We start from the raw sequence: 17,434 nt of genomic DNA, 5'->3' as shown, positions 1-17,434 counted from the left end.
GCCCACCCGCCGTGAGAACGCGCCGACTCGGCGCCACACCGCCGTGAGAACGCGCCGACTCGGCCCTACCGACCCAAGCGCTTGGCCCAGCCCTGGAGGGACTCGACGCCGATGTCGCCGCGCAGGGCGGCCTCGATGCCCTGGACGGCGGCGCCGAGGCCCTGGACGGTGGTGAGGCAGGGGACGTTCGACATCACGGCGGCGGTGCGGATCTCGTAGCCGTCGAGGCGGGCGTTCTCGGTGCCGGCGCGCGCCTGCGCCGAGCCGTACGGCGTGTTGATGATCAGCTGCACCTGGCCCGAGGTGATCATCTGCACGGTCGTCGGCTCGCCGTGCGGGCCCTCGCCCTCGTGGTGCTTGCGGACGACGGTCGCCGCGACGCCGTTGCGGCGCAGCACCTCGGCGGTGCCCTCGGTGGCGAGGATCTCGAAGCCCATGTCGGCGAGCACCTTGACCGGGAAGATCATCGAGCGCTTGTCCCGGTTGGCCATCGACACGAACACCCGCCCCGACGTCGGCAGCGGGCCGAACGCGGCGGTCTGCGCCTTCGCGAACGCCGTGCCGAAGTCGGCGTCGACGCCCATCACCTCGCCGGTCGACTTCATCTCGGGGCCGAGGACGGTGTCGATCTGGGAGCCGTCCGGGGTGCGGAACCGGTTGAACGGCATCACGGCCTCCTTGACCGCGATCGGCTGGTCGGGGGGCAGCGTGCCGCCGTCCCCGGTCGCCGGGAGGAGACCGACGGCGCGCAGGTCCGCGACCGACTCCCCCAGCATCACCCGGGCCGCGGCCCGTGCCAGCGGCGTCCCCGTCGCCTTCGAGGTGAAGGGCACGGTCCGCGACGCGCGCGGGTTGGCCTCGAGGACGTAGAGGATGTCCGAGCCCAGCGCGAACTGGATGTTCAGCAGCCCGCGGACGCCGACGCCCCGCGCGATCGCCTCGGTGGCCTCGCGGATCCGCTCGACCTCCCGCTCCCCCAGCGTGATCGGCGGCAGCGCGCAGGAGGAGTCCCCGGAGTGGATCCCGGCCTCCTCGATGTGCTCCATCACGCCGCCGAGGAACAGCTCGTGGCCGTCGTAGATCGCGTCGACGTCGACCTCGACGGCGTCGTCGACGAAGCGGTCGACCAGCACCGGCGCGGTGGGCCCGATCAGCCCGGCGGCGACGTACTTGGTGAGGTAGGCGCGCAGGGCGTCCTCGCCGTACACGATCTCCATGCCCCGCCCGCCCAGCACGTACGACGGCCGCACCAGCACCGGGTAGCCGATCGACGAGGCGATCCGCCGGGCCTCCTCGAACGACGTGGCGGTGCCGTGCTGCGGCGCGACCAGGCCGGCCTCGGCGAGCACGCGGCCGAAGGCGCCGCGGTCCTCGGCGAGGTCGATGGCGTCCGGCGACGTCCCGACGATGGGGACGCCGGCCGCGGCGAGGCCCTGCGCGAGCCCGAGCGGGGTCTGCCCGCCGAGCTGGCAGATGACGCCCGCGACGGGGCCGGCGGCCTGCTCGGCGGCGATGACCTCGAGCACGTCCTCCAGGGTGAGCGGCTCGAAGTACAGCCGGTCCGAGGTGTCGTAGTCGGTCGAGACGGTCTCGGGGTTGCAGTTGACCATCACGGTCTCGTAGCCGCCGCCGGGGACGGCGGGGTCCGACAGCGCCAGCGAGGCGTGCACGCAGGAGTAGTCGAACTCGATGCCCTGCCCGATCCGGTTCGGCCCGGAGCCGAGGATGACCACCGCGGGCTTCTCGCGGGGCAGCACCTCGGTCTCCTCGTCGTACGACGAGTAGTGGTACGGCGTCGCCGCCGCGAACTCGGCGGCGCAGGTGTCGACGGTCTTGAAGACCGGCCGGATGCCGAGCGCGTGCCGCACGCCGCGGACGACGTCCGGGGTGTAGCCGCGGATCTTGCCGATCTGGGCGTCGGAGAAGCCGTGCCGCTTCGCCTTGCGCAGCAGCCCGGGCGTGAGCTCGTCGGCGGAGGTGACCTCCACGGCGATTTCGTTGATCAGCACGAGCTGGTCGAGGAACCACGGGTCGATCGAGGTGGCGTCGAAGACCTCCTCGAGCGTCGCCCCGGCGCGCAGGGCGTCCATGACCAGCTTCAGCCGCCCGTCGTGCGGGACGCTGATCGCCTCCAGCAGCTCGGACTTGGAGAGGTCGACCCACTCCTTCGACCAGTCGAAGACCGCGTCGGGCCGCTCCAGGCTGCGCAGCGCCTTCTGCAGCGCCTCGGTGAAGTTGCGGCCGATGGCCATCGCCTCGCCGACCGACTTCATGTGGGTCGTCAGCGCCGGGTCCGCGCCCGGGAACTTCTCGAAGGCGAACCGCGGCACCTTCACCACGACGTAGTCCAGCGTCGGCTCGAAGCTCGCCGGGGTGCTCTGCCCGTCGGGGCGGGTGGTGATGTCGTTGCCGATCTCGTCGAGCGTGTAGCCGATCGCGACCTTCGCGGCGATCTTCGCGATCGGGAACCCGGTCGCCTTGCTGGCCAGCGCAGATGACCGCGAGACCCGCGGGTTCATCTCGATGACGACGATGCGGCCGTTGTCGGGGTGGACGGCGAACTGGATGTTGCAGCCGCCGGTGTCGACGCCGACCTCGCGGATGACGCCGATGGAGATGTCGCGCAGCCGCTGGTACTCGCGGTCGGTCAGCGTCATCGCCGGGGCGACGGTGATCGAGTCGCCGGTGTGGACGCCCATGGGGTCGACGTTCTCGATCGAGCAGACGATGACGACGTTGTCGGCCTTGTCGCGCATCACCTCCAGCTCGTACTCCTTCCAGCCGAGGATCGACTCCTCCAGGAGCACCTCGGTGGTCGGGCTGGCCGCGAGGCCCGCGCCGGCGATGCGCCGCAGGTCGGCCTCGTCGAACGCCAGCCCGGAGCCGGCGCCGCCCATCGTGAAGCTGGGGCGGACGACGACCGGGTAGCCGAGGTCCTCGACCCCGGCGAGGCAGTCCTCCATCGAGTGGCAGATCGCGCTGCGGGCCACCTCGGCGGCCCACTCGGCCGGCAGGTCCTCGACGATCCGCTTGAACGTCTCGCGGTTCTCGCCTTTCTCGATCGCCTCGATCGAGGCGCCGATGAGCTCGACGCCGTACTTCTCGAGGATCCCCTCCGCGGCGAGGCTCATCGCGCAGTTGAGCGCGGTCTGCCCGCCGAGCGTGGCCAGGAGCGCGTCGGGGCGCTCACGGGCGATCACCTGCTCGACGTACGCCGGGGTGATCGGCTCGACGTACGTCGCGTCGGCGAACTCGGGGTCGGTCATGATCGTCGCCGGGTTGGAGTTCACCAGGACGACCCGGATGCCCTCCTCCTTCAGCACCCGGCACGCCTGCGTGCCCGAGTAGTCGAACTCGCAGGCCTGGCCGATGACGATCGGGCCGGAGCCGATGACGAGGACGCTGGAGATGTCGTCGCGCTTGGCCATCAGTGGCGTCCTTCCATGAGGTCGCAGAACCGGTCGAAGAGGTACGCCGCGTCGTGCGGCCCGGCCGCGGCCTCCGGGTGGTACTGCACGGAGAAGGCCCGCAGCCGCTCGGAGTCGTCGCGCAGCTCGAGGCCCTCGACGACGTCGTCGTTGAGGCAGACGTGGCTCACGCTCGCCGCGCCGTACGGCGTCGTGGTGACGGCGTCCAGCGGGGCGTCGACGGCGAAGCCGTGGTTGTGGGCGGTGACCTCGACACGGCCCGTGGTGCGGTCCATCACCGGCTGGTTGATGCCACGGTGGCCGTAGGTGAGCTTGTAGGTGCCGAACCCGAGCGCCCGGCCGAACAGCTGGTTGCCGAAGCAGATCCCGAAGTACGGCAAGCCCTCGCCGAGGGCCCCCTGCAGCAGCGCGACCTGGTCGGTCGTGGCCGCCGGGTCGCCGGGACCGTTGGAGTAGAACAGCCCGTCCGGGGAGAGGGCACGGACGTCGTCGAGCGACGAGGTCGCGGGCAGCACGTGGACCTCGACGCCGCGAGCGGCGAGCATGCGCGGGGTGTTGGCCTTGATGCCGAGGTCGAGCGCCGCCACGCGGAGGCGGGTGGTGCCCTCGGCGGGGACGACGTACGGCTCGGCGGTGCTGACCTCCCCCGCCAGCTCGGCCCCGGCCATGGCCGGTGCGGAGCGGACCCGCTCCAGCAGCGCGGCCGGGTCGGTGGTCGTCGTGGAGATCCCGACGCGCATCGCGCCCCGCTCGCGCAGGTGGCGGGTCAGCGCGCGCGTGTCGACGCCGGAGATGCCGACGACGCCCTGGTCGCGCAGCGCGTCGTCCAGCGAGCCGGTGGCGCGCCACGACGAGTGCCGCCGGGCGGGGTCGCGGACGACGTACCCCGCGACCCAGATGCGACGCGACTCCGGGTCGTCGTCGTTGACGCCGGTGTTGCCCACGTGCGGGGCCGTCATGACGACGACCTGCCGGTGGTAGCTCGGGTCGGTGAGCGTCTCCTGGTAACCGGTCATGCCGGTCGAGAACACGGCCTCGCCGAAGGTCTCCCCCTCGGCGCCGTAGGACTCCCCGGTGAACGTACGTCCGTCCTCGAGCACGAGGATCGCAGGCGGGACCACGCCGTACCTCCTTCTCCGCCTCACGGGACGGCCAGTTAAAGGATGTCGGTCGCGGTGACTCTAGCAGCGCGCCGACGCCCGCATTCCTGACCGTTTCACTAGACTTCGACCATGACCGTCCTCGACCTGGGCCTGCCCTTCCTCGACGAGCCCCGCGTGGTGGTGCCGGCGCCCGACGCCGGCCCGGGCAACTGGAGCGGGGCCGCGTCGGCGGTGCTCGTCGAGGGCGTGACCTACCTCACCTACCGCGTCCGGCGCCCGCTCACCGAGGGCCGCGGCGTCGCCGTGGTCGTCGCCGCCTCGGTCGACGGGATCTCCTTCGAGACCGTCTGCGAGGTCGAGCGCGACGAGTTCGGCGCGGAGTCCTTCGAGCGCCCCGTGGTGCTGCGCCGCCCGGACGGCGGGTGGCGGCTCTACCTGTCCTGCGCGACCCCGGACTCCAAGCACTGGTGGGTCGAGGCGCTCGACGCCGACACCGTCGAGGACCTCCCCCGCGGACGACGCACCCTCGTCCTGCCGGGCGACGACACCGTCGGGGTCAAGGACCCCGTGGTCCACGTCGACCCCGACGGCGGCTGGCACCTGTGGTCCTGCGACCACCCGCTCGACGAGGCGGGTGAGGAGGACCGGATGACGACGTCGTACCACTCGAGCACCGACGGGCTCTCGTGGACACGGCACGGCACGGTCCTCGCGCCCCGTCCCGGCATGTGGGACGCCCGGGGTGCGCGGGTCACCGCGGTGGTCTCGCTCGACCCCCTCGTCGTCCTGTACGACGGTCGCCCCCGTAAGGAGGACAACTGGCACGAGCGGTGCGGGGTCGCGGTCGGCGAGCCCGGCGCCGGCCCGGCCTCGGTCCTGACGAGCCGCACCACCGAGCCGCTCGCCTCACGGGACTCCGACGGCGCGTGGCGCTACGCGGCCACCGTGCGGCTGCCCGACGGCCGGCTGCGTTGCTACGCCGAGATCGCCCGCCCCGACGGGGCGCACGACCTGGTGACGGGGCTCCTCAGCGGCTGGTGAGCGCGTCCTCGCGCCCCGCACGCGTCGCGAACGATCCGCCGTCGCGGTGCTGCAGCCACTCGGAGAAGTCCTGGCCGGTCAGCTCCGACAGCCGGGCGATGTCCTCGCGGTGCGGCTCGAGCAGGGTGAACCGCTGCTCCGGGGTCAGGCTCGGCCGCCCGCCCTGGCCGCTGCGCTGCAGCTGACGGATCAGGGGGCTGCTCGCGCGGCGCCACGCCTGCGGGGGCGCGAACTGCCCGGCCCAGGCCCCGGCCCGGATGACGGGCCCGAGCAGCTTCGTGCGCAGGCCGTCCTCGACGAAAGGCCGTGAGTTGTCGGCCGGGATGGTCTCGATCTCGACCTGCGGGACGCCGAGGAAGTCGAAGACGCGCTGCAACGTCGCGCCCGGGGAGTCGACCAGCTCCTTGTAGCGCAGGAGCAGCACCTGGGACGCCGGGACGTGGTCGTACAGGTCAGCGACCTGCCGCCCGTACATGCCGAGCGAGGAGTAGTGCCAGAACGGCGCCCACCCCTGGTCGATGCGCCACTTCTCGTGCTGGACGGCCTCGACGATGTCGCACCGCGGCTCGAGGCCGTCCATCCACAGGTGCATCCAGTTCGAGTAGGCCCGGTCCACGGGGTCGCGCAGGACGGCGATCAGCTTCGCGTCGGGGTTGTCGGCGGCGATCCGCCGCCGCGCGTCGCGGTTGTAGAGGTAGAACGGCGTGCTCTCGCCCCGCAGGGCCGTCTCGGGCGCGTCGTCGAACAGCGCGAGGTAGCGCTCCCGCTGCCAGACCCACTCCTGGTTGCTGTGCGCGTCGCCCGGGCCCTTGTACGCCGGCGGCGGCGAGTCGCCGCACATGTAGTACTTCGGCTCCTTCGGCCGCGACAGGAACAGACCGGGGTGCTGCTCCAGCGCCTTGTGCAGGGCGCTGGTCCCCGCCTTCGGTGCGCCGATCAGGAAGAAGTCGGGACCGCGACGTCGTGCCATGACAAAACTCTAGCGGCTCACTCGACATAGTTGCCATAGCGAGCGCGCGTCGTCAGGACCGGCGTACGGCGACCCACCTCAGCCTCCGCGGCCAGGTGCAGGGATCTCGTGGCTCGGCCGTGGCCGGCCTCGCACCTCGATCTCCGGCCGCGCCCCGGGTGGTCGAACAGCACGCGAGCGCAGCGAGCGCGCGTCGCCCCAGGTGGTCGAGCAGCCCGCGAGCGCAGCGAGCGCGCGTCGTCGAGACCGGCGTACGGCGACCCACCTCAGCCCCCGCGGTCGGGTGCAGGGATCTCGTGGCTCGGCCGTGGCCGGCCTCGCACCTCGATCTCCGGCGGCGACCCAGGTGGTCGAGCAGCAGGCGAGCGCAGCGAGCGCGCGTCGTCGAGACCGCCGACACCCCCAGCGTCGGCGGAGGGTGCCAAGATCGATCCGTGCTCCTCCCCCGGTTGCTTCTCGTCCTGTCCCTCGGCCTGTCCGCCCTGCTCGGTTCCGCCGCCGCGGCGTCCGCGGACGACACCGACCCACGCTTCACGATCGGCGTCATCCCTGACACCCAGAACGAGGTGTCCCGCTCCGGCGACGACCGCTTCGCCCAGCGCACGCGCTGGCTGGCGGGGCGCGCGACCGGTGACGACCTGCGCTTCGTCGTCCACACCGGCGACGTCACCGACTGGGGATGGGCCGCGGGCGAGCAGCTGAGCCGCGCCCGCTCGGCGATGGACGTCCTGGGAGCGGCGGGCGTGCCGTGGCAGCTGGCGCTGGGCAACCACGACAGCCGCCGCCACGGGTGGAACGGTCAGGGCGGCTACGGCTCCCTGCCCTACACGCAGAACCCCGAGTGCACCCGGCGCTTCGGCTCGGCCTGCAACGACGCCTCCCTGCTGCGCCGCACCGACGAGACCGACGCTGCCTTCGCCCGCAGCTTCGCCGGCCGGTTCGAGGCGGACAGGATCGCGAACGCCTACCGGAACTTCGAGGCCGGCGGCCTGCGCTGGATGGTGCTGAGCCTCGAGCCGTGGCCCCGCGCCGCCGTCGTCGAGTGGGCGAAGTCGGTCGCCGCCCACCACCCGCGTCGCAACATCGTCATCGCCACCCACAGCTACCTCGACGAGAACGGACGGATCGCCTCCTCCGCCGAGTACGGCGCGACGAGCCCGCAGCAGCTCTGGCAGCAGCTGGTGTCGCAGTACGCCAACATCAAGGTCGTGCTCTCCGGCCACACCGGCGCCGCGGCGTACCGGACCGACACCGGCGTGAAGGGCAACAAGGTCGCGTCGTTCCTCGGCGCGTTCCACTCCCCCGACACCAACCCGGTCCGGCTGCTCACCGTCGACCCGACCGCGAACTCACTGACCACGCGGATCTTCACGCCGTCCAACGGCGCCCACCTGACCCGGTACGACGCCACGGTCACCGGGATGGGGTTCGTCCGGCCCTGACCCGTCCCCGACCCGTGCGGGCACGGCGCTCCCGCTAGGCGCGGTGGGTGACAGCTCCGCGCAGGACCGTCGCCCGCACCTGACCCACGAGCTCCCGGCCGTGCCAGGGGTTGTTGCGCGACAGCGAGTGGGTGGCGTCCCGGTCGACCGTGACCCGGGCCGCGGGATCGACGAGCGCCAGGTTGGCCGGCTCCCCGACCGCCAGCGGCCGGCCCTGCCCGGCCAGCCCGGCGATCCGGGCGGGGTTCGCGCTCATCACGCGGGCGACGTCGTCCCAGCCGAACGGGCCGTCGGCGACCATCACCGCCGAGACGACGGCGAGCGCGGTCTCGAGCCCCACCATCCCGAAGGCGGCGTCGGTGAAGGCGTGCTCCTTGTCGTGCCGGGCGTGCGGGGCGTGGTCGGTGGCGACCGCGTCGATCGTCCCGTCGGCGAGGGCGGCGCGCAGCGCGGCGACGTCCTCGGCGGGGCGCAGCGGCGGGTTCACCTTGTACGTCGGGTCGTAGCCGGCGACCTCGTCGGTGGTGAGCAGCAGGTGGTGCGGCGTCACCTCGGCGGTCACCGGGAGTCCCTGCGCCTTGGCCCACCGCAGCACCTCCACGGTGCCGGCGCTGGAGACGTGGCAGACGTGGACGCGCGAGCCGGTGTGACGGGCGAGCATCACGTCGCGGGCGACGATGGTCTCCTCGGCGACGCCGGGCCACCCGGGCAGCCCCAGGCGACCGGACGTCTCCCCCTCGTGGCAGCACGCGTCCGGCCCGGCGAGGGTGGGGTCCTGGGCGTGCTGGGCGACGACGCCGCCGAACGCCTTGACGTACTCCAGCGCCCGCCGCATCACCCGGGCGTCGGCAACGCAGCGGCCGTCGTCCGAGAAGACCCGCACCCCGGCGCGCGAGCGCGCCATGAGGCCGAGCTCGGCGAGCTGCTGACCCTCGAGGCCGTGGGTGACGGCGCCGACCGGCTGCACGTCGACCAGGCCGGCGGCCCGCCCGAGGTCGAGCACGCGCTCGGCGGCCTCGGCGGTGTCGGTGACCGGCGAGGTGTTCGCCATCGCCAGGACGGCCGTGAACCCGCCAGCGGCGGCAGCCCGCGACCCGGTGGCGACGGTCTCGGCGTCCTCCCGGCCGGGTTCACGCAGGTGGGTGTGGAGGTCGACGAGACCGGGCAGCGCGACGAGGCCGTCGGCGTCCAGCACCTCGGCGGAGCCGGCATCCAGCCCGGGGCCGACCTCGGTGACGACGCCGTCGGCGAGGAGCAGGTCGGCGCGGGTGCCGTCGGGCAGGGTCGCGCCCCGGACCAGCAGCGGGGCGGTGGGCGTCTCGTGGCTCATGCGGTCTCCCCGGCGAGCAGGTGGTACAGCACGGACATGCGGACGGCGACGCCCGCCGAGACCTGGTCGAGGACCAGCGACTGGGCGGCGTCCGCGGCGTCCGCGGCGATCTCGAGGCCCCGGTTCATGGGGCCGGGGTGCAGCACCGGCACGGTGTCGCCCAGCAGCGCGAGGCGGTCGCGGGTCAGGCCGTAGCCGACCGTGTACTCCCGCGCGGTCGGGAAGAAGCCACCGGTCATCCGCTCCCGCTGGACGCGCAGCATCATCACCGCGTCCGCGGTCGGGAGCACCGCGTCGAGGTCCCAGGACGTCGCGAAGCCGTCGCGGGCCGACCACGCGTCGACCCCCGAGGGCATGAGCGTCGGCGGTGCGACGACCGTGACGCGCGCGCCGAGCATGCGCAGCAGCCGGACGTTGCTCCGGAACACCCGGCTGTGGGTGAGGTCCCCGACGAGGACGACGTGCCGGTCGCCGAGCTCGCCGAGCCGGCGGGTCAGCGTGTAGGCGTCGAGCAGCGCCTGCGTGGGGTGCTCGTGGGTGCCGTCGCCGGCGTTGATGACCGAGGCGTCGACCCACTCGCTGATCCGTCGAGCGGCGCCGCTGGCCCCGTGGCGGACGACGAGCGCGTCGACGCCCATCGCGGCGATGGTCAGCACGGTGTCGCGCAGGCTCTCGCCCTTCGACGCCGACGACCCCTTGCCGGTGATGTTGATGGTGTCCGCCGAGAGCCACTTGCCCGCGATCTCGAAGCTGGAGCGGGTGCGGGTGGAGTCCTCGAAGAACAGGTTGATGACGGTGCGCCCGCGCAGGGCGGGGAGCTTCTTCACCGCGCGCCGCTGCACGTCGTGCATCTCGGCCGCGGTCGCGAAGAGCGTGTCGACGTCGTCCGGGGTGAGGTCGTCGACCTCGAGCAGGTGCTTCCTCATCCGATCAGCACCTCGTCCCGGCCGTCGGTCTCCTCCAGGCGGCAGCCCACCCGCTCGGCGAGCGCGCTGGGGAGGTTCTTGCCGACGTGGTCGGCCCGGATCGGCAGCTCACGGTGGCCCCGGTCGACCAGCACCGCCAGCCGTACGGCGGCCGGCCGGCCGAGGTCGGCCAGCGCGTCGAGGGCGGCGCGGACGGTCCGCCCCGAGAACAGGACGTCGTCCACGAGCACCACGACCTTGCCGTCGACGCCCCCGGGCGGGACCTCGGTGTGATGCACCCCGCGGGTGGGCTGGCGGCGCAGGTCGTCGCGGTAGAGCGTCACGTCGAGGGAGCCGGTGGCCACCGGGGCGCCCTCGACGGCCTCGATGCGCTGGGCGATGCGGCGGGCGAGCGGGACCCCGCGGGTCGGCAGGCCCAGCAGCACCAGGTCGGTCGCGCCGCGGTTGCGCTCGAGGATCTCGTGCGCGATCCGACTGAGCGCCCGGGAGACGTCGCGCGCGTCCATGACGGCGCGGCCGTGCTCGTCGAGCTCGGTGGGGGCCCCACGATCGGAGGAGGACAAACCCCGACCTCCTTCCCCGCCTCACGGGACGGTGACTTAAAGGACGTCTGTGCCCGGCGACCCTATCGCGTGAGGTGACGGGCCCGCGCGAAGCAGAAGAGCCCGAAGCAGCCGATGCCCAGGGCGACGACGAGCAGCAGCCACGGCCCGAACGGCAGGTCCAGCAGCGACGACAACCCGTCGTCGAGCCCCCCGGAGGACCCCGACTTGTGGGTGACCGCCGCGATCGCGAAGAGGATGCCGACGAGGACGATGGCGACGCCCTTGCCCACGTAGCCGACCTTGCCGATCAGCACGTAGGCACGTCCGGCCTCGCCGCTGCGGCCCTCGGTGGCCAGCTTCTCGGCGTGCTTGCCGCTGAGGCCCTTGCGGATGTGCACCGCGCCCACCGCGAGGATCACGAGCGCCACGACGCCGACGAGCAGCTGGCCGCCCGGGAGGTTCATCAGGCGCGCTGTCAGGGCCTCCTCGCCTCCCCCGCCGCCGGCGGTCCCGGTCGCCTTGCTGACCGCCGCGATCCCGAGGACGACCCACCCCGACGCCTTGCCCACGTCGATGAGTCGGTGCTTGGCCAGCTCGAAGCCGTCCTCACCCCGGTGGCCGGCGACCAGGTCGGCGGCGGCCCACACCACCAGCAGCAGCATGCCGAAGGCGATGAACCACAGGGCCGCCTTGCCGAAGGGCTGCTCGGCGACGGCCGCCATCGCGCCGGACCCGCTGGGCGCCTCGGACCGGTCGCCCAGGGCGAGCTGGACGGCGAGGGTCGCGATGACGAGGTGGACGACGCCGTACAGGACGAGTCCGAGTCGCGCGGCACGGTCCATCCAGGCGCTGTCGTGGGCCTGGCGTGCCGTCGCCCGCGCGGTCTCGGCGGCGTCGGTCATGCGAGCTCGGACAGGGCGGTCTCGATGGCGCGGTGGAAGGTCGGGTAGGCGTAGATCATCGAGCGCAGCGTCGCCGTGGGCACCTGGGCGTGCACCGCGAGGGCCAGCAGGCCGAGGATCTCGCCCCCGGCCGGGCCGGCGGCGGTCGCGCCGACGAGCACGCCGCGGTCGGCGTCCTCGACGAGCTTGATGACGCCCTTCGCGCCCGGCCCGTGCGTGAAACCGCGGGACGACGCCTCGAGCGGGGTGCTGCCGACGCGGACGGACAGCCCCGCGTCGCGAGCGGCCTGCTCGGTGAGGCCCACCCCGCCGACCTCCGGGTCGGTGAAGGTCGTGTGCGGCACGGCGTGGTACTCGGCCGGGTGGTGCTCGGTGCCCGTGATGTCCGCGAGGGCGACGGCGGCCTGGTACATCGACATGTGCGTGAACGCGCCCCTGCCGGTGATGTCGCCGATCGCCCAGAGCCGCTCCCCGGCCCGCAGGCGCTGGTCGGTCTCGACGGTCCGGGCCGACGGGTCGAGCCCGACGGTCTCGAGGCCGACGTCGTCGAGGTTCGGGGTGCGACCGGCGGCCACGAGCAGCTGGTCGGCGACCAGCTCCTCGCCGTCGTCCAGGGTCAGGGTGAAGGTGCCGTCGGCGTACGACGCCCGGGTCAGCTCGGCGCCGGTCATCACCCGGATGCCCTCGGCGACGAAGACCTCCTCCAGCAGCGCGCCGGCCTCCGGCTCGTCGCCGCCGAGGAGCCGGTCGCCGTGCTGGACGACGGTCACGCGGCTGCCGAAGCGCGCGAAGGTCTGCGCGAGCTCGCAGCCGATCGGGCCGCCGCCGAGGACGACGAGGCTGCCGGGCACGGAGTCGGTGCGGACGGCGTCCCGGTTGGTCCAGTACGGCGTGTCCGCGAGGCCGTCGACGGGTGGGGCTGCGGGACGGGTCCCGACGTTGAGGACGACGCCGCGGCGGGCGTCGTACACGGGGCCGGCGGAGCCGTCGGGCAGCTCGACCGAGACGGTGCCCGTCCCGGTGAGCCGGCCGATGCCGTGGTGCACCGTCACGCCGGCGTCCTTCAGGCGGTCGACGGCGACGGTGTCGTCCCAGTTCGTGGTCGCCTCGTCGCGGATCCGCGCGTGCACGGGCGCCCAGGACGGGCTCACCGAGACCTCGCCCGCGAGCTGCGACACACGCCCGGCCTCCGCCAGCGCGTCGCCGGCGCGGATCATCATCTTGGAGGGGATGCAGCCGTAGTACGGGCACTCGCCACCCACGAGGTGACGGTCGACGACGACCACCGCGAGACCGGCCGCCGCGGCGCCGGAGGCGAGCGACTCACCGCCGGGTCCGGCGCCGAGCACCACCAGGTCCACCTGGGTCACGTCCTGCGGGTCCTGCTGCGTCATCGGGTCTCCTCCTGCGTCATGGGCTCAGCATGCCGCCCTCTGGTTGGGTGGTGCCCGTGGACCCGGTGACCGATTCGTTCGTCTCCTTCGGCGAGCAGGGCGCGCAGCTGACGTACGGCAGCTACCTGCGCCTGACCGACCTCCTCGACGCCCAGCACCTCGAGTCGGACCCGCCGGCCCACGACGAGCTGCTGTTCATCACGATCCACCAGGTCTACGAGCTCTGGTTCCAGCAGCTGCTCCACGAGCTGGAGGCCGTGCGGACCGCGATGACGTCGGGCGAGCTCTGGCGGGCCCAGCACCTCCTGGGCCGGGCGCACGTCATCGAGCGGGTGCTGGTGCAGCAGGTCGACGTCCTGGAGACGATGACCCCGCAGGACTTCGCGACGTTCCGCCAGCGCCTGGCCCCGGCCAGCGGCTTCCAGTCGGTGCAGTTCCGCGAGCTCGAGTTCCTCTCCGGCGCCCAGGACCCCGGCTACCTCCGCCGGTTCCGCGGCCTGACCGCCGAGGAGGAGGCGCGCCTCGAGCGGCGCCTGACGGAGCCCACCCTGTGGGACGCGTTCCTCGACGTCCTCCGCGCGGCCGACCTGCCGGCGGACGACGACGAGTCCGTCCTGGCCTCGATCCGCACCCTGGCCCACGACCGCAGCCGGTACGCCGCCGCCTGGGCGCTCTCCGAGGCGCTGCTGCAGCACGACGAGCTCGCCGCCAGCTGGCGCGCCCGCCACGTCGTCATGGTCGAGCGGATGATCGGCGCCAAGTCCGGCACCGGCGGCTCCAGCGGCGCGGCGTACCTCCGCGGCCGCCTCGACCTCCGCTACTACCCCCTCCTCTGGGAGGTCCGCAGCACCCTGTGAGGCGCGCGGCGGTCCCGACCGCCACCACCGGAGGTCGAGGTGCTCCGAGCCTTGACCGCCACCGGAGGTCGAGGTGCTCCGAGCCCTGGCGAGGAGCCACGAGACCCCTCCACCCGACCGCCTACGTCCCACCGGATCTCGTGGCTCGGTCGCTGCGCGACGCTCGCACCTCGATCTCCGGGCCCACCGGCTCCGACGGGCGACGAGCGACCGCCACCACCCGGAGGTCGAGCAGCGACCGAGCCCTGGCGAGGGAGCGGCCGTCGAGACCAAGCCGACCCACCGGCCGGGCGTCGCCTTGTGCCGCGGATCGCACGCACCATCACGGTCCGATCCACGGCACAAGGCAGAGTCACGGCGGGCCCGACCACCCGGGGCCGACGCTCCCGTGCGCCTCACCGGGTCTCGTGGCCGGTTCCTGAGCCTGTCGAAGGGCGCTGCGCGACACTCGCACCTCGATCTCCGGGCCCACCGGAGGTCGAGGTGCTCCGAGCAGCAGCGTGTCGTCTCCGACTCACGAGGTGAGTCGGAGACCACACGTTCGAGGCGGGCGGGCCGACCTCAGAGGGCGGAGGCCATCCCGGCGCAGGCGCGGAGCCAGGAGTCGCGGGTGCCACGGGAGAGCTGGGCGTAGGGGACCTCGGAGCCCGACACCAGCGAGGCGTCGTACGGCACGCGGAAGACCTCGCGGGTGCGCTGCTCGTAGACCTGCATCAGGTCGTGGGCGAGGGTGGTGTCGACGTTGGGGCTCGGGTCCGAGAGCACCGTGATCGTGCGGTGCTTCAGGTCCTGGTAGCCGGCGTCCTGCAGGGCGTCGAGCATCCACAGGCCGCTGTAGCCGGTGTCCTCGCGGACCGTGCTGGTCACCACGAGCAGGTCGGCGGCCTCGGCGGCCGCCAACCAGTTCTCGGCCCGCATGTTGTTGCCGGTGTCGACCAGGATGATCCGGTAGAAGCGCTCCAGCAGCTGGTGGACCGCGGTGAAGTCCTTCGCGCGGATGGTGCCCGTGACGTCCGGGCGCTCGTCGGAGGCGAGGACGTCGAAGTGCGCGTCGCCCTGGGCGCGGACGAACGCGCCGAGGTCGCCGATCCGGGACTGGTAGACGTCGCTGAACTTCTCCAGGTCCTCGAGCAGCTCGCGGGTGGTGTTGCGGTGCGTGCTGCGCATCGCGCGGATGCCGAGGGTGCCGCGGGTCTCGTTGTTGTCCCAGGCGACCACGGCGCCACCGCGCACGGTGCCGAACGTGAACCCGGCGGCGAGGACGCCGGTCGTCTTCGCGGCGCCGCCCTTCGGGTTGAGGAACGCGATCGTGCGCGGGCCGTCGAAGTCCTTCTGGATGACGCGCCGGTAGTCCTCGTGGACCATCTCGGCCGCGCTCATCTGCGGCGTGATCATGCCGCCGGTCCAGCGGGCGACACGACCGCGCCAGCCCCAGGTCGCGGGTCCGTACTCGACGACGTCGGCCCGCCGGTCGAGGAAGTCGGTGGCGGTCATGAACCGCCGCGGCTCCCCCTCCTCGCCCTGCTCACCGGGCTGGCCCTGCTGCTGACCCTGCCGCGGGTCCCACCCCTGCTGCTGCGGATGCTGCTGCTGGGGGTGCTGCTGCTGGTACGGCGCCTGCCGCTGGCCCTGCGGCGGCCCCCAGGCCGGCCGGTCCTGCTGGGCCTGCTGCTGCTGCTGTGAGCCCTGCTGCTGCGGGGCCTGCTGCTGCGGGGCCTGCTGCGGCTGGCTCGGCGCCTGCTGCGACGGCCACGGCTGGTCGCGCTGCGCCGGCTGGGTCTCCTGGGTGGGGACCGGCCGGCCGGCGGGACGGGTGTGGTCGTCGGCGACCGGGGGGACGGCGGGAACCACGGGCGCCGCGGGGTCAGGGACGGGCGCGGAGCGGTCGGGCGTCGGGGAGCCGCCGACCATCGGGTCGGTCAGGGGGTCGCCCGTCACCGGCCGGGCCGACTCCGGGGCGGCGCTGTCGAGGCGCGCGCCGTACTCGGCCAGCTCGCCGGTCGTGTAGAGGCGCTCGCTGGTGTCGGGCTCGTGTGCCGGGTCGTGGGCCGGCGCACCCGTCGGCCCACCGGGCTCGTCCTGCGACATCGGGGTCCCCCTCGTGCTCACGTACCGTCTCGTTCGTCCGCCGGGTGCACGCTAGTCGTTCGGCGCCCCGGCCTCGGGCACAACCGGCGAGTCCGTGTCACCGGGAGCGTCACCGGGAGCGTCGCCGGGCTCGTCGTCGGTCGTCCCCGCCGACGTCCCGCCCACGGCCGCCAGCTCCTCCGCGACCGACGCGAGCACGCCGTTCACGAACGGCGGCGACTCGTCGGTGGAGAGGTCGCGCACCAGGGCGACCGCCTCGGAGAGGGCGACCGCGTCGGGGACGTCGTCCACGGCGATCAGCTCGTAGACCGCGAGGCGCAGGACGTTGCGGTCGACCGCGGGCATCCGCGCGAGCGACCAGCCGCGGCTGTGCCGGGTGAGGAGCTCGTCGATGCGGGCCTGCATCTCCACGACGCCGCGGACGAGGGTCTCGCTGTAGGGGTTCGTCGGCGCATTGCCGTCGGTGACGAAGTGACCGAGGGTCTCGAGCGGGGTCTCGCTGCGCAGCTCCGCGGCGAACAGGACGTCGAGCGCCCTCTTGCGCGCCTTGGAGCGCGCGGTGGTCCGGGTCGCCATCGACTAGGAGCTCACGCGGCCGAGGTAGGAGGAGTCACGGGTGTCGACCTTGACCCGCTCCCCGGCCGAGATGAACAGCGGCACGTTGATGGAGTGACCGGTCTCGAGCGTCGCGGGCTTGGTGCCGCCGGTCGAGCGGTCGCCCTGCAGGCCCGGCTCGGTGTAGGTGATCTCGAGCTCGACCGAGGCGGGCAGCTCGATGTAGAGCACGCGTCCGTCGTTGGTGGCGACGATGGCCTCGCCGTTCTCGAGCAGGAAGTTCTTCGCGTCGCCGACGATCTCCGGCGAGACCTCGAGCTGCTCGTAGGTGCCGGTGTCCATGAAGACGTACGACGTGCCGTCGTTGTAGAGGTACTGCATCGTCCGCTTGTCGACGTTCGCGACCTCGACCTTGACGTCGGCGTTGAAGGTGCGGTCCACCGTCTTGCCGGACTCGATGTTGCGGATCTTCGAGCGCACCACGGCGCCGCCCTTGCCGGGCTTGTGGTGCTGGAACCACATGACCTGCCAGAGCTGACCGTCGAGCCGCAGGACCATGCCGTTCTTGAGGTCGTTCGTCGTCGCCATGCCCCGGAGTCTAGGTAGGCCGGGGCACGGCGACGGAATCGGCCCTGGGCCGGCTCAGCGCTTGAAGGCGTCCTTGACCTTCTCGCCGGCGTCCTTCAGGTTGGCCTTCGACTGGTCGTTCTTGCCCTGGCGCTCCAGCGACTCGTCACCGGTCACCTTCCCCACGGCCTCCTTGGCCTTGCCGGCCAGCTTGTCCTTGGTGTTCTCGGCCTTCTGCTCGTCACCCACGTGCGTCTCCCTGCGGTTCGGTCGCTCCCGCGGGGCC

Annotated in this window: 15 protein-coding genes; 3 read left to right on the top strand and 12 right to left on the bottom strand. The window is 73.0% G+C overall.

Going from position 1 to position 17,434, the window contains the following annotated elements:
• Positions 1 to 65: 65 nt before the first annotated feature.
• Complete coding sequence (gene carB / locus Q0858_RS19870) at positions 66 to 3,428, bottom strand: carbamoyl-phosphate synthase large subunit (protein WP_299058093.1); 3,363 nt, start codon at positions 3,426 to 3,428, stop codon at positions 66 to 68.
• The gene (gene carA / locus Q0858_RS19865; protein ID WP_299058092.1) at positions 3,428 to 4,549 is read right to left on the bottom strand and encodes a glutamine-hydrolyzing carbamoyl-phosphate synthase small subunit; all 1,122 of its coding nucleotides are present in this window, start codon (positions 4,547 to 4,549) and stop codon (positions 3,428 to 3,430) included. Before carA ends, carB begins: the two co-directional genes overlap by 1 nt.
• Positions 4,550 to 4,660: 111 nt before the next feature.
• Between carA and Q0858_RS19860 the strand changes: the two genes are divergently transcribed.
• Positions 4,661 to 5,572, top strand: coding sequence for a hypothetical protein (locus tag Q0858_RS19860; protein WP_299058091.1), 912 nt, complete (start codon positions 4,661 to 4,663; stop codon positions 5,570 to 5,572).
• Here the strand turns inward: Q0858_RS19860 and Q0858_RS19855 are convergent.
• Positions 5,559 to 6,542: a sulfotransferase gene (locus Q0858_RS19855; protein WP_299058090.1), complete on the bottom strand. Its 984-nt coding sequence runs from the start codon at positions 6,540 to 6,542 to the stop codon at positions 5,559 to 5,561. The genes Q0858_RS19860 and Q0858_RS19855 overlap by 14 nt on opposite strands.
• Before the next feature lie 434 nt (positions 6,543 to 6,976).
• On the opposite strand from Q0858_RS19855, the gene Q0858_RS19850 reads away from it, so the two are divergent.
• A complete protein-coding gene (locus tag Q0858_RS19850; RefSeq protein WP_299058089.1) occupies positions 6,977 to 7,984 on the top strand; it encodes a metallophosphoesterase in 1,008 nt (335 codons plus the stop codon).
• Positions 7,985 to 8,018: 34 nt separating this feature from the next.
• On the opposite strand, the gene Q0858_RS19845 is transcribed toward Q0858_RS19850, so the two are convergent.
• The 5 genes from Q0858_RS19845 to Q0858_RS19825 all read right to left on the bottom strand — a co-directional run bounded on the left by Q0858_RS19845 (position 8,019) and on the right by Q0858_RS19825 (position 13,081).
• Positions 8,019 to 9,314, bottom strand: a complete 1,296-nt coding sequence (locus tag Q0858_RS19845; protein WP_299058088.1) for a dihydroorotase — start codon at positions 9,312 to 9,314, stop codon at positions 8,019 to 8,021.
• Positions 9,311 to 10,240, bottom strand: a complete 930-nt coding sequence (locus Q0858_RS19840; protein ID WP_299058087.1) for an aspartate carbamoyltransferase catalytic subunit — start codon at positions 10,238 to 10,240, stop codon at positions 9,311 to 9,313. The genes Q0858_RS19845 and Q0858_RS19840 overlap by 4 nt, the downstream gene beginning before the upstream one ends.
• Positions 10,237 to 10,803 (bottom strand): bifunctional pyr operon transcriptional regulator/uracil phosphoribosyltransferase PyrR, encoded by a 567-nt coding sequence (gene pyrR / locus Q0858_RS19835; protein ID WP_299058086.1) that lies wholly within the window; start codon positions 10,801 to 10,803, stop codon positions 10,237 to 10,239. Before pyrR ends, Q0858_RS19840 begins: the two co-directional genes overlap by 4 nt.
• A 62-nt stretch (positions 10,804 to 10,865) precedes the next feature.
• Positions 10,866 to 11,687 carry a DUF1206 domain-containing protein gene (locus Q0858_RS19830; protein WP_299058085.1) on the bottom strand — a complete coding sequence of 274 codons (822 nt, stop codon included), beginning with the start codon at positions 11,685 to 11,687 and terminating at the stop codon, positions 10,866 to 10,868.
• Complete coding sequence (locus Q0858_RS19825; RefSeq protein ID WP_299058084.1) at positions 11,684 to 13,081, bottom strand: NAD(P)/FAD-dependent oxidoreductase; 1,398 nt, start codon at positions 13,079 to 13,081, stop codon at positions 11,684 to 11,686. The genes Q0858_RS19830 and Q0858_RS19825 overlap by 4 nt, the downstream gene beginning before the upstream one ends.
• A 56-nt stretch (positions 13,082 to 13,137) precedes the next feature.
• Here Q0858_RS19825 and Q0858_RS19820 point away from each other — a divergent pair, with 56 nt between their 5' ends.
• A complete protein-coding gene (locus tag Q0858_RS19820; RefSeq protein ID WP_299058083.1) occupies positions 13,138 to 13,938 on the top strand; it encodes a tryptophan 2,3-dioxygenase family protein in 801 nt (266 codons plus the stop codon).
• Between the two features lie 561 nt (positions 13,939 to 14,499).
• On the opposite strand, the gene Q0858_RS19815 is transcribed toward Q0858_RS19820, so the two are convergent.
• Genes Q0858_RS19815 through Q0858_RS19800 form a run of 4 tightly spaced genes read right to left on the bottom strand, consistent with a single transcriptional unit; the run spans position 14,500 to position 17,397 of the window.
• Positions 14,500 to 16,047 carry a hypothetical protein gene (locus tag Q0858_RS19815; protein WP_299058082.1) on the bottom strand — a complete coding sequence of 516 codons (1,548 nt, stop codon included), beginning with the start codon at positions 16,045 to 16,047 and terminating at the stop codon, positions 14,500 to 14,502.
• Between the two features lie 30 nt (positions 16,048 to 16,077).
• On the bottom strand, positions 16,078 to 16,602 hold the full coding sequence (gene nusB / locus Q0858_RS19810; RefSeq protein ID WP_366916030.1) for a transcription antitermination factor NusB: 525 nt from the start codon (positions 16,600 to 16,602) through the stop codon (positions 16,078 to 16,080).
• A gap of 3 nt (positions 16,603 to 16,605) precedes the next feature.
• Positions 16,606 to 17,169, bottom strand: coding sequence for an elongation factor P (efp, locus tag Q0858_RS19805; RefSeq protein ID WP_240236690.1), 564 nt, complete (start codon positions 17,167 to 17,169; stop codon positions 16,606 to 16,608).
• 54 nt (positions 17,170 to 17,223) lie between these two features.
• Entirely contained in the window at positions 17,224 to 17,397 is a 174-nt protein-coding gene (locus tag Q0858_RS19800) for a CsbD family protein (RefSeq protein ID WP_299058081.1), read from the bottom strand.
• Between the last annotated feature and the right edge of the window lie 37 nt (positions 17,398 to 17,434).

Origin of the sequence: uncultured Nocardioides sp. (genome assembly GCF_947489365.1) — a bacterium.
Classification (GTDB): domain Bacteria; phylum Actinomycetota; class Actinomycetes; order Propionibacteriales; family Nocardioidaceae; genus Nocardioides.
This window is presented reverse-complemented; position numbering and strand designations above follow the sequence as displayed.